At 63.8% G+C, this 20667-nt stretch carries 18 protein-coding genes, 2 tRNA genes and 1 pseudogene; 12 read left to right on the forward strand and 9 right to left on the reverse strand.

The window, feature by feature from the left end; all coding sequences use genetic code 11:
• The first annotated feature begins 49 nt into the window (after positions 1 to 49).
• The 6 genes from gyrA (at position 50) to AC5RUQ_RS01115 (ending at position 4960) form a co-directional block, all read left to right on the forward strand.
• Complete coding sequence (gene gyrA, locus AC5RUQ_RS01090; protein ID WP_493945572.1) at positions 50 to 2728, forward strand: DNA gyrase subunit A; 2679 nt, start codon at positions 50 to 52, stop codon at positions 2726 to 2728.
• A complete protein-coding gene (locus tag AC5RUQ_RS01095; RefSeq protein WP_493945573.1) occupies positions 2721 to 3428 on the forward strand; it encodes a DUF3566 domain-containing protein in 708 nt (235 codons plus the stop codon). Before gyrA ends, AC5RUQ_RS01095 begins: the two co-directional genes overlap by 8 nt.
• A gap of 97 nt (positions 3429 to 3525) precedes the next feature.
• A tRNA-Ile gene (locus AC5RUQ_RS01100) sits at positions 3526 to 3599 on the forward strand.
• Positions 3600 to 3667: 68 nt separating this feature from the next.
• Entirely contained in the window at positions 3668 to 3784 is a 117-nt protein-coding gene (locus tag AC5RUQ_RS01105) for a DLW-39 family protein (protein WP_493945574.1), read from the forward strand.
• Between the two features lie 72 nt (positions 3785 to 3856).
• Positions 3857 to 3932: transfer RNA gene (locus tag AC5RUQ_RS01110), tRNA-Ala, on the forward strand.
• A gap of 77 nt (positions 3933 to 4009) precedes the next feature.
• A complete protein-coding gene (locus tag AC5RUQ_RS01115) occupies positions 4010 to 4960 on the forward strand; it encodes a DMT family transporter (RefSeq protein WP_493945575.1) in 951 nt (316 codons plus the stop codon).
• A 29-nt stretch (positions 4961 to 4989) separates the two neighbouring features.
• Here AC5RUQ_RS01115 and AC5RUQ_RS01120 read toward each other — a convergent pair whose 3' ends face one another.
• Entirely contained in the window at positions 4990 to 5865 is an 876-nt protein-coding gene (locus AC5RUQ_RS01120; RefSeq protein ID WP_493945576.1) for a glycosyltransferase family 2 protein, read from the reverse strand.
• A gap of 111 nt (positions 5866 to 5976) precedes the next feature.
• Complete coding sequence (locus tag AC5RUQ_RS01125) at positions 5977 to 6846, reverse strand: hypothetical protein (RefSeq protein WP_493945577.1); 870 nt, start codon at positions 6844 to 6846, stop codon at positions 5977 to 5979.
• 155 nt (positions 6847 to 7001) lie between these two features.
• On the opposite strand from AC5RUQ_RS01125, the gene AC5RUQ_RS01130 reads away from it, so the two are divergent.
• From AC5RUQ_RS01130 to AC5RUQ_RS01140, 3 genes are all read left to right on the forward strand, one after another.
• Positions 7002 to 7547 carry a peptidylprolyl isomerase gene (locus AC5RUQ_RS01130; protein WP_163164953.1) on the forward strand — a complete coding sequence of 182 codons (546 nt, stop codon included), beginning with the start codon at positions 7002 to 7004 and terminating at the stop codon, positions 7545 to 7547.
• 9 nt (positions 7548 to 7556) lie between these two features.
• Positions 7557 to 8435: a rhomboid family intramembrane serine protease gene (locus tag AC5RUQ_RS01135; RefSeq protein ID WP_493945578.1), complete on the forward strand. Its 879-nt coding sequence runs from the start codon at positions 7557 to 7559 to the stop codon at positions 8433 to 8435.
• A 587-nt stretch (positions 8436 to 9022) separates the two neighbouring features.
• Positions 9023 to 9490, forward strand: a complete 468-nt coding sequence (locus tag AC5RUQ_RS01140) for a carboxymuconolactone decarboxylase family protein (RefSeq protein ID WP_493945579.1) — start codon at positions 9023 to 9025, stop codon at positions 9488 to 9490.
• Between the two features lie 180 nt (positions 9491 to 9670).
• Here the strand turns inward: AC5RUQ_RS01140 and AC5RUQ_RS01145 are convergent.
• Both AC5RUQ_RS01145 and AC5RUQ_RS01150 read right to left on the reverse strand, forming a co-directional pair.
• Positions 9671 to 10341, reverse strand: a pseudogene (locus tag AC5RUQ_RS01145) (DNA-3-methyladenine glycosylase I).
• Complete coding sequence (locus AC5RUQ_RS01150; protein ID WP_163164945.1) at positions 10338 to 10589, reverse strand: cell division protein CrgA; 252 nt, start codon at positions 10587 to 10589, stop codon at positions 10338 to 10340. The pseudogene AC5RUQ_RS01145 and the gene AC5RUQ_RS01150 overlap by 4 nt, the downstream one beginning before the upstream one ends.
• A 173-nt stretch (positions 10590 to 10762) precedes the next feature.
• On the opposite strand from AC5RUQ_RS01150, the gene AC5RUQ_RS01155 reads away from it, so the two are divergent.
• The 3 genes from AC5RUQ_RS01155 to AC5RUQ_RS01165 are packed head-to-tail and all read left to right on the forward strand — an operon-like array spanning position 10763 to position 12352.
• Positions 10763 to 11542: a class E sortase gene (locus tag AC5RUQ_RS01155; RefSeq protein ID WP_493945580.1), complete on the forward strand. Its 780-nt coding sequence runs from the start codon at positions 10763 to 10765 to the stop codon at positions 11540 to 11542.
• Positions 11543 to 11544: 2 nt separating this feature from the next.
• Positions 11545 to 11703 carry a hypothetical protein gene (locus tag AC5RUQ_RS01160; RefSeq protein WP_493945581.1) on the forward strand — a complete coding sequence of 53 codons (159 nt, stop codon included), beginning with the start codon at positions 11545 to 11547 and terminating at the stop codon, positions 11701 to 11703.
• 7 nt (positions 11704 to 11710) lie between these two features.
• Entirely contained in the window at positions 11711 to 12352 is a 642-nt protein-coding gene (locus tag AC5RUQ_RS01165; RefSeq protein WP_163164941.1) for an aminodeoxychorismate/anthranilate synthase component II, read from the forward strand.
• An 18-nt stretch (positions 12353 to 12370) separates the two neighbouring features.
• Here AC5RUQ_RS01165 and pknB read toward each other — a convergent pair whose 3' ends face one another.
• Genes pknB through AC5RUQ_RS01190 form a run of 5 tightly spaced genes read right to left on the reverse strand, consistent with a single transcriptional unit; the run spans position 12371 to position 20665 of the window.
• Positions 12371 to 14314 carry a Stk1 family PASTA domain-containing Ser/Thr kinase gene (pknB, locus tag AC5RUQ_RS01170; RefSeq protein ID WP_493945582.1) on the reverse strand — a complete coding sequence of 648 codons (1944 nt, stop codon included), beginning with the start codon at positions 14312 to 14314 and terminating at the stop codon, positions 12371 to 12373.
• A gap of 15 nt (positions 14315 to 14329) precedes the next feature.
• Entirely contained in the window at positions 14330 to 16063 is a 1734-nt protein-coding gene (locus AC5RUQ_RS01175; RefSeq protein WP_493945583.1) for a serine/threonine-protein kinase, read from the reverse strand.
• Entirely contained in the window at positions 16060 to 17520 is a 1461-nt protein-coding gene (locus tag AC5RUQ_RS01180; RefSeq protein WP_493945584.1) for a peptidoglycan D,D-transpeptidase FtsI family protein, read from the reverse strand. Before AC5RUQ_RS01180 ends, AC5RUQ_RS01175 begins: the two co-directional genes overlap by 4 nt.
• Positions 17517 to 18914, reverse strand: a complete 1398-nt coding sequence (locus AC5RUQ_RS01185; RefSeq protein WP_493945585.1) for an FtsW/RodA/SpoVE family cell cycle protein — start codon at positions 18912 to 18914, stop codon at positions 17517 to 17519. The genes AC5RUQ_RS01180 and AC5RUQ_RS01185 overlap by 4 nt, the downstream gene beginning before the upstream one ends.
• A complete protein-coding gene (locus AC5RUQ_RS01190) occupies positions 18911 to 20665 on the reverse strand; it encodes a PP2C family protein-serine/threonine phosphatase (RefSeq protein ID WP_493945586.1) in 1755 nt (584 codons plus the stop codon). The genes AC5RUQ_RS01185 and AC5RUQ_RS01190 overlap by 4 nt, the downstream gene beginning before the upstream one ends.
• Between the last annotated feature and the right edge of the window lie 2 nt (positions 20666 to 20667).

Below are 20667 nucleotides of genomic sequence, written 5' to 3' on the forward strand. Positions count from 1 at the left end.
GTCCTTCGCATATTCCAGAGCTGACATATACCTGAAACGGAAATAGAAAATGAGCGACGAAACACCCGAGAACCCGGTCCCCGAGGCCGGGAACCCGGACACCGTTCTTGAAGGCGATGTGCTGGTGGACCGCGTGGAGCAGGTGGACCTGCAGACGGAAATGCAGCGGTCCTACCTTGACTACGCCATGGCCGTCATCGTGGGCCGTGCCCTTCCGGACGTCCGCGACGGCCTGAAGCCGGTTCACCGCCGCGTGCTTTACGCCATGTTCGACGGCGGCTACCGCCCCGAGCGCTCGTTCAACAAGTGCGCGCGTGTGGTGGGCGAGGTCATGGGCCAGTACCACCCTCACGGCGACACCGCGATCTACGATGCGTTGGTCCGCCTCATCCAGGACTGGACCATGCGCTACCCGCTGGCCCTCGGCCAAGGGAACTTCGGCTCACCGGGCAATGACGGTGCTGCTGCGCCCCGTTACACCGAGACGAAGATGGCGCCGCTCGCCATGGAAATGGTCCGGGATATCGACGAGGAAACGGTCGATTTCCAAGACAACTACGACGGCAAGAACCAGGAACCCACCATCCTGCCGGCCCGGTTCCCCAACCTCCTGGTCAACGGATCCTCAGGCATCGCCGTCGGCATGGCCACCAACATCCCGCCGCACAACCTCCGCGAAGTAGCCGACGGCGTGCAGTGGTACCTGGCCAACCCGGGAGCCAGCCGCGAAGAACTGCTGGAAGAACTCCTGCTGCGGGTCAAGGGCCCGGATTTCCCCACCGGTGCCACCATCCTTGGCCACAAGGGCATCGAGGATGCCTACCGGACCGGCCGCGGCTCCGTCACCATGCGGGCCGTGGTGAACGTGGAGGAGTTGCAGGGACGCACCTGCCTCGTGGTCACGGAACTGCCGTACCAGGCGAACCCGGACAACCTCGCCATTAAAATCGCCGAACTGGTCAAGGACGGCAAGATCCAGGGCATTGCCGACCTGCGCGATGAAACGTCCGGCCGGACCGGCCAGCGGCTGGTCATCGTCCTCAAGCGCGACGCCGTCCCGAAGGTGGTGCTGAACAACCTTTACAAGCACACCGAACTGCAGAGCAACTTCTCCGCCAACATGCTGGCCATTGTTGACGGCGTGCCCCGCACCCTGAGCCTGGACGCCTTCATCAGGCACTGGGTGACCCACCAGATGGATGTCATTGCCCGGCGCACCCGGTACCGGTTGCGCAAGGCCGAGGAAGAAGCCCACATCCTGCGGGCGCTCCTCAAAGCACTGGACATGCTCGATGAAGTCATCGCCCTTATCCGCGCTTCCAACACCACCGAAGCGGCGCGCGACGGCCTGATGGAACTGCTGGACATCGACGAGCTGCAGGCACGGGCCATCCTGGACATGCAGCTGCGCCGCCTGGCGGCTTTGGAACGTCAGAAGATCCAGGACCGCCACTCAGAGCTGGAAGCGCTGATCGCGGAGTACAACGAGATCCTTGGCTCCGAGCAGCGCCAGCGTGAAATCATCAGCACCGAGCTTGGCGAGATTGTGGCGAAGCACGGCGATGACCGGCGAACCAAAATCCTCATGGGCTACGACGGCGACATGTCCATGGAGGACCTCATCCCCGAAGAGGAGATGGTTGTCACCATCACCCGCGGCGGCTACGTCAAGCGCACGCGGAGCGACAGCTACCGGTCCCAGCAGCGCGGCGGCAAGGGCATCAAGGGTGCCCAGCTCCGCGGCGATGACGTGGTGGAACACTTCTTCGTCACCACCACCCACCACTGGCTGCTGTTCTTCACCAACCTCGGCCGCGTGTACCGCGCCAAGGCATACGAGCTAATGGAAGCCGGCCGCGACGCCAAGGGCCAGCACGTGGCAAACCTGATGGCGTTCCAGCCGGACGAGCACATCGCCCAGGTCCTGGACCTGAAGGACTACCAGCAGGCGCCGTACCTGGTTCTCGCCACCAAGCGGGGCCTGGTCAAGAAAACGCGGCTGGAGGACTATGACACCAACCGTTCCGCGGGCGTCATCGCGATCAACCTCCGCGATGGCGATGAACTCGTGTCCGCCCAGCTGGTTTCGGAAACCGATGACCTGCTGTTGGTGTCCCGCAAGGGCCAGTCCATCCGCTTCACGGCCACCGAAGACGCCCTTCGCCCCATGGGCCGGGCAACCTCCGGCGTCACCGGCATGAAGTTCCGCGAGGAGGACGAACTGCTCGCAGCCAACGTGGTGACCGACGGCTCGTTTGTGTTCATCGTCACGGACGGAGGCTACGCCAAGCGCACCGCGGTTGAGGAATACCGGCTGCAGGGACGCGGCGGCCTGGGCATTAAGGTGGCCAAGCTGGCCGAAGGACGCGGTGACCTGGTGGGGGCGTTGATCGTCCAGGAAGAGGACGAGGTCCTGGTGGTCATGGAAGGCGGCAAGGTTGTCCGTTCTTCGGTTGCCGGCGTCCCGGCCAAGGGACGCGACACCATGGGCGTCATCTTCGCCAAGCCGGACAAAAACGACCGGATCATAGAGGTGGCGCGCAACAGCGAACGCGGTCTTGAGGGCGAGGAATCGCTTGAGGATGACGTAACGTTGGCTGAAGATGGCGGTTCCCCGGAGGAAGCCGCAGAGTCAGCAGTGGCAGAAGAATCACCGGCCGTTGAGTCAGAGGACGCCTCGGGCGACGCTGAGCCGAACGAAGACAACACGGAGGTAACGAGTGAGTAATCCGGACTCATTTCCCAAGCCGAACACTTCTGTTCCCGAGGGAAGCCGGCCCTCGGCTGCGCCCCGAGTGAACGCTCCTGTTCGTCCCCAGCAGCGGCCGGCAGCTCCCGCAGCTGCCCCGGGCCAGCGCCCGTCTGTTCCCGGCCAGCGCCCTGCCCAGGGTGAGCGTCCGACGACGGGGCAGCCAGCCCCGCGCACGGCTCCGGGAAGTCCCGTGCAGGGTCAGCGCCCCGTGCAGGGCCAGCCGGGCCAGCGCCCCGCTCAAGGAGCTCCCGTACAGGGCCAGCGTCCTGCCGCGGGCACACCCGGATTGGTGAAGCCGGCACCAAAGGCCAAGGTCAGGCGTGCCCGGCTGCTGGTCAGCAAGGTGGATCCGTGGTCTGTGCTGAAGATGGCATTCCTGCTGTCAGTAGCGCTGGGAATCGTCACCGTGGTCGCAGCCATCGTCCTGTGGACCGTTCTGGACCTCACGGGGATCTTCGACCAGGTGGACAGCCTGCTGGGCACGCTCGCCGGCTCTGAGGGCGGCGGCTTCGAGCTGAAGAAGGTCGCCAGCCTCGGCCAGGTGGCATCATTCGCCACCATTATTGCCGTAGTGAACGTGGTCCTGCTGACCGCGCTCTCCATGCTGTCTGCCGTTCTGTACAACATCGCTGCCACCCTGGTGGGCGGCATTGGCGTCACCCTCACCGACGATTAGGTGCCTGCTTTCACCGGCCAGTTCCCGGTGAAAGCGCCCGATTTGAGATCGGGCCGGGATGTGCTGTAAAGTCATGTCTCGGCCCGATGAGGTATCGGGGCGTATAGCTCAGGCGGTTAGAGCGCTTCGCTGATAACGAAGAGGTCCCAGGTTCAAGTCCTGGTACGCCCACGGAACCTGTGCAGGTTCAAGTGGAGGTTTGGTTCGCATCACTGCGGCTGAACCGGAACGGGGAGCATGTGAAGAAGTTGCTTGTATTGGCAGCCGCAATCGCAGGCGTCCTGGTCTTCCGGAAAGCACAGGAATCCGAAGCCCGGAAAACTGTCTGGAGCAAGTCAACCGATACGGTTGACTAGGACAGGCGCCCGGTGCCGGGGCTGGTCAGCAGCCCTAAGGTTCTAGGGTATGATTGACGGGTTGCTTCTTATGGGGGCATGGCGCAATTGGTAGCGCACCTGCTTTGCAAGCAGGGGGTTCGGGGTTCGAGTCCCCGTGCCTCCACCATAAGGAAGTCCCGGTCAGCGGAAACGCTGGCCGGGACTTTTGCTTTTCCCCGCATTACCCGACATTAGGGTTGGACAGTGAACTTCTTTCTCGCGGCCCTGGGGGTGCTGGGCGTTGCGTCCTCCGGTCCCCTGATAGCGGCAACGCTTGGGGCAACCAGCGTCAGCGCGCTGGCCATAGCCTTCTGGCGCAATGCCATTGGCGCCGCTGTCATGGCGGCGCCCACCCTCATTCGGGAGCCTGCCCAGTTCGGCAGGGTTACAAAGGTGGAGTTCCGCTGGTCCGTCCTGGCCGCCGTCGCGCTGGCCCTGCACTTTGCCTGCTTCATCACCTCACTGCAACTGACGTCGGTTGCCGCAGCCACAGCCCTGGTCTGCCTGCAGTCGGCGTGGATCGCCGTCTTCCAGCTCTTCAGGGGAACCAAGCACCGGTGGCAGGTACTGGCCGGACTTGGCATCGCGTTCGCCGGTGTGGTGGCCATTACCGGTTTCGATCTGGGCACGTCACCCGAAGCCCTGCTGGGGGACCTGCTGGCTGTGGCCGGCGGAGCCCTTGCCGGGCTGTATACACTCGCCGGAGGCAAGGCGAGGCAGAGCATGACCACTGGGACCTACACCACGCTGTGCTACGGCATGTGCGCGGCGCTGGTGGCCGTGCTGGCCCTGCTGGGCGGCCAACCGCTGGTGGGCTTCGAGGCGGCGGGCTGGCTGGGCATCGCAGCCATTACGGTCTGCGCGCAGCTTATCGGGCACACGGCGTTCAACCACCTGCTGGCCACCATGAGTCCGCTTTTGGTGTCGATGATCATCCTGCTGGAGATCCCCGGGGCTGCCCTCCTCGCAGCGCTCTTCCTGGAGGAGGTGCTCCCCGCGGGTACGTACGCCGGACTCGCGCTCATCCTGGTGGGGCTCGCCGTCGTCGTCCTTGGGCAAAAGTCCGGAAGGGCAGGGCGGCGTAGCCGTGCGGCAGGAACAGGCAATGCTGATGGGCCGCCGGAGCGTCCCCTGGCGGAACTGGGGACAGACTGACCCTGTGCAGGTTCAGCTGCGGCAGGATCCTATTGGCCCCCGCGGCGGACGGGCTGGGCCGTATTGACCGTGTGGATGGCCCGGAGGAGTTTGGCCGGGAAATACACCGAGAAGAACACCACCATGGGCGCTTTGAGCGCCATCTTCTTGACGTTGTGTGCCTTGTAGGTACGGTCAAACCGGGTGACGTAGAAGCGGTAGTCCCGCGGTGAGTCCTCAAGCCGGCGGGCCGACATGCCGGAAACCATCTGCGGACAGTAACTGATCTTCAGGTCGTGGTCCGCCAGGTGCAGGGAAAGATCGATGTCCTCATGCATCTCGTCCTTCTCGTCACGGCAGGTCTCGGACCGGATGATTTGCCAGGCTGAGGAACGCAGGGCCATGTTGGACCCGAACAGGAAGTGGTACTGGTGTTTGGCCAGCTTCAGCATGAGCTGGCGCATCTTGTCGTCGGCTTTCAGGCCGAAGCGGCGCATGGGCATGTCGTAATAGACGACGGGACCGGTGGCCGCCTGGACGGATTCGTCCAGGAAGGCCCGCTGCACCTGTTCCACCCAGTCCGGCTCCACCACGGAGTCCGCGTCAATACGGCCGAGGATGTCACCGGTGGCGTTGTCCAGGCCGTAGTTCCGTGTGGGAATGAGGCCCTGTTCCTTGTCCTGGCTCAGCAGGACGATGGGGCTTTCCGGATATTCGAGCTGCATCTGGCGCACAATGTCCGCGGTCCGGTCCTTTGACAGGTTGTCCACCACGATGATCTCGTGGGCCGGGACGGACTGGTAAATGGCAGCAATAAGGCACTGCCGGATCACGCTCTCCTCGTTGTATGCCGGGATAACGATTGACACGCGGGGCAGTTCTGCTGCGTCGTTCAAGGCATCCTCAGAGGATTGATCGGCTGACATCAGTCCAAATCTAGCATCGATCAGATGCGCCTCCCGGGAGGGCGGCTGTGCCCGGAGACGAATGAGGGGCCCCGCCCCAAAGGCAGGACCCCTCACCGGACATCCGGACCGCTAGGACTGGATGGAGCCCTTGTCCGCACCGCTGCTGCTGGAAACGTCCTCAGCCACGTGCTTTGCCTTCTCCGCGGCGTCTCCCGCCGAGTCCTTGGCAGCCTCGGCCACCTCGGAGGCGGAGCCGGTGGTTGCTTCCGGGACCTCGTTCACTGTGGTGGCAGGAACCGGCGCGGGCGTGCCTGTTCCTGTAACAGGCGAGGGCGTCTTCCACGGATCCTCGACCGGCTTGGAGGCTTTCCAGGCTGCCACGCCCGCGGCAACCGCCGCGGCGATGACACCGAAGACCAGCCAACCGCGCTTCTTCGGTACCTCGGGCTCCGCGAGCTGAACGGGTGCCGTGCGGCCGGCTTGGGTGGCCGCAGCCTTAAGCTGCGTTCCGGTGGCCAATGCCTGCTCCTGGAGGGCGTGGATGATTCCCACGTCGCCAAGCTTCTGGGCAACGGCGTCCACGCGGGCGGGCGTGTTTTCCAGCGTCCGGTGCACAACGCTGGATGCGGAACCGATCTGGTCTGACAAGCGGGGCAGGTATTCCACCACCACGCGGTCACGGGCATTAAGGATGACAGGCGTGGCCTTGTCCAGGGCCTCATGCAGCCGCGGCGAAGCGCCGTCCACAGCATCGTTAATCCGCGGAGCGAGCTGGGCCAGGCCGTCCTGGATGCGGGGCGTCACCACGGCTACTCCGTCCGCCGCCCTGTGGGCCGCGGTCTTCAGGCCTTCCTGAATCTTGGGAGATGCGGTATCCAGGCTGTGCTGCAGACGGTCCACGGCTGCTTCCACGCGGGGGGATGCCCAATCCTTGGCATTTTCCATGGCGCCGATGACTGACAGCTCAAGGTCACGGGCAATACGATCCGATTTCTTCACAACTACCTCCCGAATTAATGTGACGGTCTGTGGTTAGCCTACGTGCCTTGGTCTTCACCGGCTATTCTCTCTGCGGATTTTAGGCCGATTTCACCCAGCGCGGAACTGATGCAACAGCCATCACCACCCCGGACCGCCGTGGAAGAATGGGCCCTATGACTGCAATCGCAACCGCAAAAGCAACCATCCACACCAGCCTTGGCGACATCGTCGTCAACCTCTTCGGCAACCACGCGCCGAAGACGGTCAAGAACTTCGTTGGCCTCGCCACCGGCGAGCAGACGTGGACCCACCCGGAGACGGGCGAGGAGAAGACCGGCACGCCGCTGTACAACGGCACCATCTTCCACCGCATCATCAAGGACTTCATGATCCAGGCCGGCGATCCCCTTGGCCGCGGCACCGGCGGACCGGGCTACCGGTTCGACGACGAGATCCACCCCGAGCTCAGTTTCAACCAGCCCTACAAGCTGGCCATGGCCAACGCCGGGATCCAGATGGGCAAGGGCACTAACGGTTCACAGTTCTTCATCACCACCATCCCCACCGACTGGCTCCAGGGCAAGCACAGCATCTTCGGTGAAGTGGCCGACGACGAATCCAAGAAGGTTGTGGACGCCATCGAGGGCGTTCGCACCGGCATGGGCGACCGCCCGGTGGAGGACGTCACCATCAACAGCATCGACATCGAACAGCTGTAATCCCCACCCATGAGTTACGGAATTCCGTCGGCTGAGCCGTCCGCACAGGTTCCGGTGTGCCCGCGGCATCCGGACCGGCCATCCTATGTCCGCTGCCAGCGGTGCGGGCGGCCGGCGTGCCCTGACTGCCAGCGGGCGGCCGCCGTCGGATTCCAATGCATTGACTGCGTCAACGAGACAAGGCGGACGACGCCGCAGGTCCGGACGGTTTACGGCGGCGCCGTGGCGTCGGGCAAACCAGTGGTGACGTACGGGATTATTGCCCTTTGTGCGGTGATGTACGTGCTCCAATGGGTGGTTCCCGGCCAGGTGGTCTACGAGCAGTTCGCCTACAACAACGTCTTTGCTACCCCTGAATACGGGGCGTTTGAGCCATGGCGGATGCTGACCGCAGCTTTCCTTCACTCGCCGGATTCCGTCCTGCACATCGCCTTGAACATGTACACACTGTGGATCTTCGGCCAGGCCCTCGAGCCACTCTTAGGGCGTGCCCGCTTCCTGGCGCTGTACCTGATCTCGGCCGTGGGCGGCTCCGTTGGATACCTGCTCCTGAATCCGGTGCTGGTACCCGGACAAGGGTTGGTGGGAGTTGTGGGCGCTTCAGGCGCCATTTTCGGCCTCTTCGGCGCCATGCTGCTGGTGCAGCGGCACCGTGGCGGGGACACCCGCCAGTTGTGGGTGCTGATTGCCATCAACGGGGTGATTGGATTCCTCATCCCCCAGATCGCATGGCAGGCGCACTTGGGTGGCCTGGTAACGGGTGCCCTTTGCGCGGCAGTCCTTGCCTACACTCCCCGCGGACGGCGGCAGGGCCTCATCCAGGCAGCAGGCCTGGTGGCGGTCCTGGTACTGCTGGGCGTTGCCAGCTGGGTGAAAATCTCGATGTAAGCCCAAAGGCGTGCAGCCTGAAGGGCTGACGACCGTCCCGTTCTCAAAGAGGGCCCCGACATTACCAATGTCGGGGCCCTTTTTTATCCACAGGACTTATCCACAGTGTTGGTAACTTACACGTCTGTAGTTCGATTGGGGAAAGCAGTTTTTCCGCCAGTCCGCGGCGCTTTGTGAAAGCAGCACGGCTCGCCATCCACATCTGTGGATAACTCTTGGGGATAGTGCTGTGCTTAAGTGGACAAAAGCCGTTAAAAGCTGAGGTCTGTGGATAAAACAGTGGAAGACGGCCTGTATCGGCAGCACATGAGGCTTTCAGGGGCTTCTTTCAACAGCCTTTTGCACAGTGTTAATAAGTAACAGCGGTGTAATCGTGTTGCCGTAAATGCCCGGACTGCGGCCCGTAAGGAGTGACGATCCGCTTGCAGCTTCCGCAGTTTCCACAGTTGTGGATAACTTGTGGGTATCGCAATGTTGGTAAGTGGACAACCCCGCCGGGGTAGTTGAAGCTAGGTTCCAGTTCGCAGTTTCACCGCAGGTTGCCGCCACTTGTGGGCCTGCATTGCCGTCCGACCCAGGAGAATCTCTTGAGCGCCACCACGCAGCACATCTTCCTCGACAAGCAACATCCCGTCCTCTGGCGGGCACTGAACGGGCTGGGGCTCAAAGTGCGGGAGGCCGCAGAGGCAGCAGGGCTGGACGGGAAGACAGTGGAGCTCCTGCACGTCCGGATATCGCAGCTCAACGGCTGCGCTTACTGCCTGGACCTGCACGTCAGGGACGCGCTGAAGGCGGGTGAGAGCGGACAGCGCCTGGCGGTGCTCCCTGCCTGGCGTGATACGGCCCTCTTCACCGAGAAGGAACGGGCTGCCCTTGCATTGGCCGAAAGTATCACGGAGTTACCGGACCACCATGCGCAGGCCCACGAGGAAGCGTTCGCCCGCGAGCATCTCACGGACGAGGAATTCTCAATCGTCAGTTGGCTGGCGATCACCATGAACGCCTTCAATCGGATATCCATCACCAGCCACCACCCCGTCCGCCGCGACCGCTGAAGCAAGGTGGACGCGCGGGTCGGTTTATCCACAGGTCTTCCACACTGTTAATAACCGCATCCGGATGGCATGATTGGTGTTTTCACGCTGCCGGGCGGTCCAACAGCCTGCATTCTTCCGGTGCTCCCAGGTTTTCAACAGTGTGGATAACTTTCCCAACAGTTGGGGAAAACCGGGGAATCAGGCGCGTGGCCGCGGCCAGATTCCTGAGGATCCACGGCGGTGGCTGTCCAGCAGGTGCGTATCCACCATGCCGATGGCTTCCATGAGGGCAAACATGGTGGTGGGACCAACGAAGGAGAATCCCTTTTTCCGCAATGCCTTGGAGAGGGCCACGGACTCCGGGGACTGGGTGGGGATATCGGTGTGGACTGCAGGGCGGGGGGTGTCTGTTGGTTTGAACTGCCAAACAAAGTCCACGGGCCGCCTTCCTGGCGCAGCGCGAGTGTGGCCTGTGCATTTGCCACAGCAGACCGGATTTTCAACCGGTTCCGGACGATGCCGGGATCCTGCAGCAGCCGATCGATGTCCCCCTCGGTGAACAGCGCTACCGCATCCGGGTCGAAGCCTGCAAAGGCGGCCCGGAACGCAGGGCGCTTCCGGAGGATGGTGGCCCAGGAAAGTCCTGCTTGAAAACCCTCTAGGCAGATGCGCTCGTAGAGCCCCTGTTCGTCGGTGACAGGAAGGCCCCACTCATTGTCGTAATAGTCGCGGAGGAGTGGGTCAGTGGACGCCCACGCCGGCCGGGCGAGGCCGTCCTCGCCGACGGCTGCACCGCCGTGAGCAGGCCGTCCAGAGGCTGGATCGCGGCTATCCGTTGTGCCGACGGCTGGACCGCCGTCAGGAACTATGAGCGCCACCGGGTGGTCATGAGGAAGCCGATGATTGCGATGCCGAAGCCGGCCACGATGTTCCACGATTCCCACGCCGCAACCGGCAGCTGGCCCTCGCTGATGTAGAACGTGATAATCCAGAAGAGGCCGATGATCATCAGGCCGAACATGACCGGCTTAAACCAGACGGGGTTGGGCTTGTAGGCCTGCGACGAAGCCTGCTGGGGGGTGCTGGCGGTCTTCTTGCGAGGCTTTGACTCGGGCACGGGTTCTCCTTGGCGGGCTGAGGCAAGCTCGGCGTTCCGGGCTTGATATCCTGCAAGAAGGAAGTTGCCAGCGGTCTGCGCGATCTTGGTCAAATCTGGATTCTTACTAGCAGCCAATTCTAGCCGTAGTCATGGGTCACCAATGCCCATCGCAACCGCCGGGAGGAGAACCCGTGGTACTGCAGGAGAAGGCGAGGCCCGTTGCTGCGCCCGCTGCCGGCGTCGTCATTCTGCGCGGGGCAGTCCTGGTGTTGGGTGAGCTGCTCATTACAGCCGGGATCATCCTTCTTCTTTTTGTTGCCTGGCAGCTGTGGTGGACCAACGTGGAGTCCGACGCCAAGCAGAGCGAGGTCATCAAGGAGTTTGCACAGGACCTCGGAGCTGCCGCTCCAGCCGCCCCGGACGCGCCGGCAGCCCCTGAAGATTTCGGGCCGCCGGCGGTTTCGGCAGCGCCCGGCCACGCCGGCACCATCGGGATCATGTACATTCCCCGGTTCGGCGAGAACTACACCCGGCCCATCGTCCAGGGGACCACCAGCGACGTACTGGACACGCTCGGGTTGGGGCACTACACCAACACGGCCATGCCGGGAGCGGTTGGAAATTTCGCTGTTGCGGGGCACCGCCAGACCCATGGTGCGGTCTTGGACAACATCCACACCCTGGTTCCCGGGGACAAGATCTACGTCCAGACCAAGGACGGATACTACGTGTATGTCTTCCGCAACAACCAGATCGTGATGCCGTCACGAACGGACGTCCTGGAACCTGTGCCCACTCTGCCGGGCGTCACCCCCACGGAAAGCTTCCTCACCATGACCAGTTGCAACCCCCGCTTCGGGGCGGAAGAACGCATAATCGCCTATGCCCTGCTGGACAGCTGGCGCCCTGCATCAGCCGGTCCGCCTGCTGAAATCGCACGCCAGGTAGCCGCAGCGATCGGAAGGGGCTGAGCATGTACGGCTGGATCTTCCGCCATCTTCCCGGGCCTTTGTGGCTGCGGATCGCCACCTCGCTGGTGCTGATCGCCGCCGCACTGGTATTGATGGTTCAGTTCCTTTTCCCGTGGATGTCCGAGTACACCCAATTCACCGACTCAACGATTGGTTCGTAAGCCAGCCATGACCACAACCAAGATCCTCGTGGTGGATAACTACGACAGCTTCGTCTACACCCTGGTGGGCTACCTCCAGGAGCTTGGCGCCGAGACCACGGTGGTCCGCAACGACGACGTCACCCTGGCGGAGGCCACCGAACTGGCCGGCACCCGCGACGGCGTGTTGATCTCTCCCGGCCCTGGCAACCCTGCTGAAGCGGGGGTCTGCATCGAACTCATCAAATGGTGTGGCGAGAACAGCGTGCCTATGTTCGGCGTGTGCCTGGGACACCAGGCGCTGGCGGAGGCATTCGGTGGCAAGGTGACCCATGCCCCGGAACTTATGCACGGGAAGACCTCCCTGGTGGAACACATCGGAACCAGTGTCTTTTCGGGACTCCCCTCCCCCGTCACAGCCACCCGCTACCACTCCCTCGCTGCGGTGCGGGACACGCTTCCCGATGTCCTTGAAGTGACTGCGGAAACCGCGTCAGGCGTGGTGATGGGGCTCCAGCACCGGACCGCACCCCTGTGCGGTGTGCAGTTCCACCCGGAATCCGTGCTGACTGAGGGCGGCTACCAGATGCTGGGGAACTGGCTCGAGTCCCTGGGCATGAAGGGCGCGGCTGCGCGGGCAGCCAAGCTGAGCCCGCTCATCCAGCACTGACCTGTTGCGGCCTGCCGTTCAGTCGTCATCCTTTTTGGTGGATGTCGGCGTGGGCGTTGGGGTCGGAGAGGGGCTTGGCGGCGGAGGCGGCGCCTTGGCAACCACGATGGTGACAGTCTTGCCCTGCTCCACCGCGGCGTTAACAGCGTCGCTCTGATCCGTGACCCTGCCTGGTTCCACCTGCGCGTTCTCCGCCTCAACCACAGCGGGTACCAGGCCCAGTTCCTTCAAAGCCGCTTCTGCTTCTGCCCGGGTCCGTCCGCGGAGTTCGGGGACTGCGACCTTGCCCGTGGACACCACCAGCTCAACGCTCGTGCCCACGCCAACGCTCTGTCCCGGGGCGGGGCTGGTGGTGATCACGATACCTGCCGGGACTGTGGCGCTGTTGGCGGTGGTGGTTGAGGGAGCGCCCACCAAACCGATTTGGCGAAGCATGTCCCGGGCGGCAGCTTCGGTCTTGCCCGGCAGGCTGTCTGGAATCTTGACCGCGCTGGGCCCGTCGGAGATATTCAGGACCACCTCGGCTCCCGGATCCACGGCGACGCCGGACGCAGGATCCGTTCCGATGGCGGTGCCCTTGGGCACCGTGTCATGTTGTGCGCGGACAATTCTGGGCTCGAGGTCCGCGCCGTAGAGCTCCTGCAAGGCAGCAGACTCAGTCATCGCCGCTACCGCAGGAATCGAAACCTTCGGCGGCGGCGGTGCCGGGCGGTTGACAATGTTGTACAACCACAGTCCGCCGCCGGCCAGGACGAGGACGGTGAAGATCACCAGGGTAGTGATCCAGGCACGACGCCGGGACTTTTGCCGTGCGGTCCGCTCGCGTTCCGGAGGGAGGCCGAGAAACAACTCATCCCGTGTGGAAGGTTCGTAAGCACCAGGACCGGGGCTGCCGCCGTCGTCCGGTGTGCTGATGGCAGCGAGCCGTCCCGTAGGTGCGTCATCCAGGAAGCCCGCGCCCGTAACCGCAAAGGCTTCAGTGGCAGGGGAAGAGGACGAAGGTGGGACATGGTCGTTGGGATCGGTGGGCGCCTCAGAGGGCGATGCCGCCGCAACAGGAATACCGGCCCTGGCGGCGCGCAGGGCACGCTGGAACGCTGCGGCATCCTGGAACCTGTCGTCGCGGTTCTTCTGCAGTGCCTTGGCCAGCACGGTGTCCAGTGCAGGTGATATTTCCGGGTTCAGGCTGCTCGCCGGTGCAGGGATTTCACGCACGTGCTGGTATGCCACCGACACGGGACTGTCGCCAACGAACGGCGGGCGCGAGGTGAGCATTTCGTACAGGAGGCAGGCGGCGGAGTAGAGGTCGCTGCGCGCATCCACTGTTTCACCGCGGGCCTGCTCCGGTGACAAGTACTGGGCGGTGCCCACCACGGCCTGCGTCTGGGTCATGGTGGCCGAGGAATCGGCAATGGCACGGGCGATGCCGAAGTCCATGACCTTCACAGAGTCGCTGCCGTCGCAGTACATCACGTTGGCCGGCTTGATGTCCCGGTGCACGATCCCCGCCTTGTGGCTGTACTCGAGGGCTCCGAGTACGCCCAGGCAGTAGTCGATCGCCTGGTCGATAGTGACGTCATTGGCCCGGATAAGATCCCGGATGGTCTTGCCCTCAACGAACTCCATCACGATGTACGGCACGCGGACGTTGTCATCCGAACCGTCGTGGACGAGGTGCTCGCCCGTATCGTAGATAGCCACAATGGACGGGTGGTTCAGCGCAGCAACAGCCTGCGCTTCGCGCTTGAAGCGCGCCTGGAACTGGGGATCACGTGCAAGATCCGCGCGCAGCAGTTTGATGGCTACGGTGCGTCCGAGCCGGGTGTCCAGGCCCCGGTGAACGTCCGCCATTCCTCCCCGGCCAATGAGGTTGCCCACCTCGTACCGTCCGCTGAGGACGCGTTGGCTATCCACCGGAAGGCTGTCCTCCCGGTGCAACGGTGTGCGCGCTGACTCGTTCATTGGCTGTCCTGGCGGTTACGGCTTGCAGGTCGGCGGCAGGCCCGGCAGCTCGCCGGCGGCGCAATCCGGGAGGGGCGACTGTGCTGACTGTGCTGTGGGTGCTGCCGCGGAGGAGGTGGTGGGTGCCTGTGTCGGCGTCGGCGGCGGAGAGGTTGTGGTGGGGGCGGGCGGTGCCACGGCATACGTGATGGTCACCGGCGAACCCACTTCCACCAGACCTGACCGCGACAAGCCAATCACCGAGTTGGGTGCTGAGTTCGCATCAACCTGCGGCTGCACGCTGACGTCAAGGTTAAGGGCGGAAAGCTGCGACTGAACCGTCCGGTAGTCCTTCCCCAGGTAAGCCTCAGGAATGACATTCACGGTTTCCGGCGGCGGGGGCGTGCTCACTGTGGGTGTGGCGCGGGTCTGTGTCGGCGTGGCCGACGGCGTTGTCCGGGTGGGGGTCGCGCTGCTGGGCTGAGTGCTTGAAGGGGCGGTGGAGGTGGGGTCGCTCGACGGAAACAGGATGCCCCGCTGGTTGAGGAAAAAGCCAACCAGCGCGAACAAGAGCAGCAGGATCAGGGCGATCAGCGGCCAGGTCCAGGGGCTGCGGCGGCGGCGTTCGGGCTCATCGGCCGGCTCGTCGTCGTACGTTGTTTCTTCCGGCACCCAATTCCGCTCGGCGGCGAGGGCATTGGCGCGGGCGAGCGTTCCCTGCGGCTCCTCGGCATCCGCAGCCGATCCTGCGGCACCGGCCGCTATTCCTGCCACTGCACCGGCAGCACCGGCACCCAGCACCGGCAACGCAGAGGTTGCCGTGGCGGAAGTGTCACGCTGGGCACCGATCACACCGGTGGGTGCAGTTGTTGTGTCCACCGGTGCCGTGATGGGACCGGTATCGGCGTCAAACAGGAGCATGCCCGGGACTGCGGCGCGGGCGGCGCTGACGTCTCCGTTCCGGATGGCCTCCGCTGCCTCAGCCAGCTTGATGGCGTTAGCGGGCCGGTTCTTGGGATCCTTGGCGAGCATGGACATCAGGAGGGCCCGCACCGGTGTGGGAAGCGACTCCGGCAGTGGCGGCGGCGCGTCATTGACCTGGGCGAGGGCGATGGCAATCTGGGACTCGCCGGAGAAGGGCCGGTGCCCGGAGAGGCATTCGTAGCCAATGACACCCAGTGAGTAGATGTCCGAGGAACCGGTGGCCGTCTGGCCGGTGGCCTGCTCCGGCGCCAGATACTGGGCAGTGCCCATCACCTGGCCCGTCTGGGTGAGGGGCACCTGGTCGGCAAGGCGGGCGATGCCGAAGTCAGTGACTTTCACGCGTCCATCAGGAGTGATCAGGAGGTTGCCCGGCTTGATGTCGCGGTGCACCAATCCCTGGGCATGCGCAACGGAGAGCGCACGGGCTGTCTGGGCGATGATGGACAGGGTGCGGTCCGGGGACAGCACCTGCTCATGTTCGATAATGCTGCTCAGCGGCTGGCCGGGGACCAGTTCCATGACCAGGTAGGCGGAGCCCTCTTCCTCGCCATAGTCGAAGACGTTGGCGATGCCTACGTGGTTGAGCAGGGCAGTGTGGCGGGCCTCTGCGCGGAAGCGCTGAAGGAAACCGGGGTCCCCCGTGTACTCCTCTTTCAACACCTTGATGGCGACGATGCGGCCCAGGACGAGGTCTTTGGCTTTCCAGACTTCGCCCATGCCGCCGATCGCGATCCGCGTGGTCAGCTGGAATCTGCCGCCGAGGGTGATTCCGGTTGTAGGCCTCACTTATTCAACACCGCCTCAAAAATTCTCTTCGCATTCGGACTGGTTAGCTGTGCGCCGGTAGTGATGTCCACGCCCTCCATGACGATGGTGACACCCACCTGCGGGTTGTTTGCCGGGGCAAAGCCGGTGAACCAGGAGTTGTTCACGCCATTGCCCAACTCTGCAGTTCCGGTTTTGCCTGCCACCTGGACTCCCGGAACTGCTGCCCTGTTGGCGATGCCCTGGCTGACCGCACTGGTCATCCACTCCGTGATCTGGTTGGCGATCTCAGGCGTGGTTGAGGTGCGCAGTTGTTCCGGCTGCGGTTCTTCGATGACACGAAGGTCCGGGGAACGCAGGGTCTTGATCAGGTTGGGCCTCATCTGCACCCCGTCATTGGCGATGGCCGCGGTCATCATGGCCACCTGCAGGGGCGTGGCCCGGACGTCCCGCTGTCCGATGGCTGATTGGGCGAGTCCCGGCGCATCCAAGTCGTCGGGGAAGCCGTTGTCCCGGGCGTAGCCGAGCTTCAGCTGGTCCCCCATGTCCTCGCCGAAGCCGAACTTCCTTGCCTGTTCGGCGATTGCGTCCCGGCCCAGGTCCAAGGCAATGCTGGCGAACGGTGTGTTGCAGGATTGCTGCAGCGCGAACGCGAAGTCCGCCGTGTCCCGGGTGTAGCAGTTGCCGCCTGCATAGTTGGGAAGCTTGTACTGGATGCCGTCGAAGGGCATTTCAGCCGGATTGGGAAGCTCGCTTTCCTTGTTGTATTTGCCTGACGCAAGGGCGGCTGCGGTGTCCACGAGTTTGAAGACGGAACCCGGGGCAAGCAGTTCACCGGTGGGTCCGCTGACGTTCGGGTTCAGGTTGATGCCCGGAACTTTGACGAGTTCGTTGATATTGGCCGACTCTTCGGTGGGATTCTGGGTGGCAACCAGGTTGGGGTTGTAGGAGGGTTTGGACACCATGGCCAGGATTGCGCCGGTCTTGGGGTTGGTGACCACAATGGAACCGCGCTGCCCTTCCGGGATGAGGTCGTAGGCGAGCTGCTGGATCTCCGGATCGATGGTGAGTTCCACCGACGCACCCTTTGGCTGGCTGCCCAGGAAAAGCTGGCCCACCCGGTCCAGGAAGAGCTGGTCCGAATTGCCTGCCAGTTGCTCGCCCATGGCCTGCTCCAGGCCGGTGGCCCCGTAGTTCTGCGAGAAGTACCCGGTGATTCCCGCATACAGCTCCGGCTGCGGGTAGGTCCGCTGGAACGCGCAGGTCTCCGAACCGCTCTCCACTGATTCCGCCACGGGTGATCCGGCCACAACGATCGCACCGCGGTCATTGCAATAGTCCTGCAGGATGGCACGCTGGTTCCACGGGTTGGCCTCAAGCTCTTCGGCGCCAATCACCTGGACGTAGCTGATGGCGCCGAAGATCAGTGCGAACATTGCAATCGCCGCTACCCATGAATGCCGTATCGCCTGGTTCACAGGTGCTTCACCGCCTCGGTAGGAGTATCAATGCCCGTGGATTCCGCGCCCTTTGCCGGTGGCAGGGGCGTGGTGTCCACCGGGCCGCGGGCGGTGTGTGAAATCATCAGGAGCAGGCCCACGATGATCCAGTTGGCCAGCAGGGAGGAACCGCCGGCGGCCAGGAAGGGCGTGGTCAGACCGGTCAGCGGAATGAGACGGGTAACGCCGCCAATGACCACGAAGCACTGCAGCGCCACCGCGAATGACAGGCCGCAGGCCAGCAGTTTGCCGAACGCATCGCGGGTGCCCAGGGCCGCCCGGAACCCGCGGGTGAAGAGCAGCAGGTACATCAGGACGATGGCAAAGAGTCCGATCAGGCCAAGTTCCTCGCCGAGGGAGGCGATGATCATGTCGCTGTTGGCGAACGGAACCAGGTCCGGCCGGCCCTGGCCCAGGCCGGTCCCTACGAGGCCGCCGTTGGCCATGCCGAAGAGTCCCTGCACGATCTGGTGGCTTCCACCGGGAGCCCGGTCGTAAACCTCCGGGGTGAAGGCGTTCAGCCAGCCGCTAATACGGAGTTCCACGTGGGAAAAGACCCGCGACGCCGCAAAGCCGCCGCCGAGAATGAGGGCCAGGCCGATCACTACCCAGCTGATACGGCTGGTTGCCACGTATATCATGACGATGAACAGGCCGAAGAAGAGCACGGAGGAGCCGAGGTCGCGCTGGAAGATGAGCACACCGATGCTCACCAGCCAGGCAGTGATCATGGGGCCCATGTCCTTGAACCGCGGAAACTGCAGCGGGCCGATCTTCCGGCCGGCCAACAGGATTAGGTCCCGGTTCGAGGAAAGATACCCGGCGAAGAATATGGCGAGGGTGATCTTGGCGACTTCACCCGGCTGGAACGTCATGGGCCCAAGCCGGATCCACACGCGGGCACCCAGGATTTCGCCTGCGCTGATGCCGGGAACCAGAGGCAGCACCAGCAACAGGGCGCTGGCGGCAAGGGAAATGAAGGTGAACCTGCGGAGGATGCGGTGGTCCTTGAGGAACCAGATGACGGCGATGGCGACTGCCATGGCGATCAGGGTCCACCGGAGTTGGTTGTTGCCGGTATCGTCCCCGGGCGCGTCCAGCCGGTGGATCATGGCCAGGCCGATTCCGTTGAGGGCCACCACCAGGGGAAGTATTACCGGATCTGCATATCTTGCGCGGAACCGAAGCACGCCGTGGAATACCAAGGCAGCGAGGGCAAGCAGGCTGGACTGGAACCAGAAGTCCGAGTCGAACGCCTTCTCCTGGTCCACCCCCACCAGCATGTTGGCCCCAATGCCGACCGCAAGGGCCAGCAGGAGCAACGCAAGTTCCACGTTGCGGCGGGGTTTGGTTGTGGTACTGAGCTGGCTCATTGGCCCACCTCGCAGGTGACTGTGGGACTGGGTGTGGGGGACGGGCCCGCGGGGGTGGCCGAAGCATCAGGCGTCGGTGCGGCGGTAGCAGTGGGCGTGGCCGTGGGGGTGGGCGCGGCCGTAGCGGTGGGCGTGGCCGTGGCGGTGGGCGCGGTCGAGGCGCCGGGGGATCCCGAAGGCGCCACGCACTCGTCTTCAGGTGACGTGCTGCCCGTCAGTTCGAGGTTTTTCACAATCCGCTGGGCGTCGTAGAGGTCCTGGGCAGGTACCGTCTGTCGAACGCGCTGCTGCGAGAACGGCGGTAGGGAATCCATCCGGATCTCGGTTACCGTCTCAAGACTCGAGAGCTGGATGGGTCCCAGGCGCTGGGAAACACCGTTGAAGATGGCAACGCGGGCATCGAACTCGCCGACGTAATAACGGGTTTGGGTCCAGGCGTACCCGAGCCAGAGTCCGATAGTCAGGAGCACCAGGACGGACGCAGCAATGGACCAGGTCAGCCACCGCCGTGGCTTGAGGGCTACGACTGCGTCATCGTCACCGGCTGGGGGTTCCGCCTTGTGCGTGAGGAGGGTGGCGGCGCGCCGCGCAACAGTGCGGCCGGCGATGGTGGGAATGGAACCGGACTCCGCAGCTGTTGCGGCTGCTCCCACAAGTTCGTGCGGGCGTGAGGCCAGTTCGTCACGGAGCACTTCGGCGGAGAGGTGCTCGCCAAGGTGCGGGTCCGTGACTCCCGCTCCGGGGGTATCCGGGCTGCCGCTGTTTTCGGCCGAGGCCGGTTCCTCCGGCTCCTTAACGGGATCGGAGTTCTTGGCATCATTGGCGGCAGGAGGTTTTGCCGGGTTGACGGCGGCGGGCTTGGGGCTGTCTACCGCATCCGGTGCCCCGGCTGCCACGGAACTGGCGCTCTTCGCCACGGCAGCGGCTTTGGTGACTTCGTGGGAGGGAATGACGTCGACGGCGGCAGTACTGACGTCGTCGGGCGTTTCCTCAACGATTTCCACCATAACAACGGTGACGTTGTCCGGGGAGCCGGCCTCGAGGGTGAGGTCCACAAGGGTCTCCACACACTCGCGCAGGTCCTTGGTCTCGCGGACGGTCCGTTCAACTGCATGTCCGGCAACGTAGTTGAGGCCGTCCGAACAGAGGAGCCAGCGTTCCCCGGGTTTCACGTCCAGGCTGTCAAGGTCCAGTTCAGGGCTGGCATCGACGTCACCCAGGACACGCATCAGAACGTTTTTGTGCGGGTGGGTTTCGGCTTCCTCGGGCCGGAGCCGGCCTTCGTCGATCAGCCGCTGCACAAAAGTGTGGTCAACACTTACCTGCTCAAACTCGCCGTCACGCAGGCGATACGCCCGGGAATCACCGATGTGCGCAAAGTGCAGCTTCCCCTCGGCAAGCAGGAGCGCCGTGACGGTGGTTCCCATCCCGGCCAGCTTGGGGTTGACATGCACAAGCTCGGACAGCAGGGAGTTTGCGGTCTGGATCTCATCGGCCAGCGTGGTGGCGGCATCGCCGGCGTAATCACCCCGGTCCAGGTGGATCATGTCAAGAACAGTGGCGGCCGAAGCGACGTCGCCGCCGGCGTGCCCGCCCATTCCGTCCGCGACTACGGCCAAGTGGCGTCCCGCGTAAGCGGAATCGTCGTTTTTCGAGCGGATTTTTCCGACGTCGGACCTCGCCGCGAAGCGCATGATGAGGGGCCGCTCCACCGGCTTGGGGCCGGGTGCGGGGCTTTCCGGGGCGGCCACGG

This window comes from Arthrobacter sp. MDT2-3, from assembly GCF_059090465.1.

Coding starts and splice junctions, on each gene's coding strand:
- AC5RUQ_RS01165 (WP_163164941.1), top strand. CDS start 11,711: ATGACCACAACCAAGATCCTCGTGGTGGATAACTACGACAGCTTCGTC.
- pknB (WP_493945582.1), bottom strand. CDS start 14,314: ATGAACGAGTCAGCGCGCACACCGTTGCACCGGGAGGACAGCCTTCCG.
- AC5RUQ_RS01120 (WP_493945576.1), bottom strand. CDS start 5,865: ATGTCAGCCGATCAATCCTCTGAGGATGCCTTGAACGACGCAGCAGAA.
- AC5RUQ_RS01135 (WP_493945578.1), top strand. CDS start 7,557: ATGAGTTACGGAATTCCGTCGGCTGAGCCGTCCGCACAGGTTCCGGTG.
- AC5RUQ_RS01160 (WP_493945581.1), top strand. CDS start 11,545: ATGTACGGCTGGATCTTCCGCCATCTTCCCGGGCCTTTGTGGCTGCGG.
- AC5RUQ_RS01185 (WP_493945585.1), bottom strand. CDS start 18,914: ATGAGCCAGCTCAGTACCACAACCAAACCCCGCCGCAACGTGGAACTT.
- gyrA (WP_493945572.1), top strand. CDS start 50: ATGAGCGACGAAACACCCGAGAACCCGGTCCCCGAGGCCGGGAACCCG.
- AC5RUQ_RS01130 (WP_163164953.1), top strand. CDS start 7,002: ATGACTGCAATCGCAACCGCAAAAGCAACCATCCACACCAGCCTTGGC.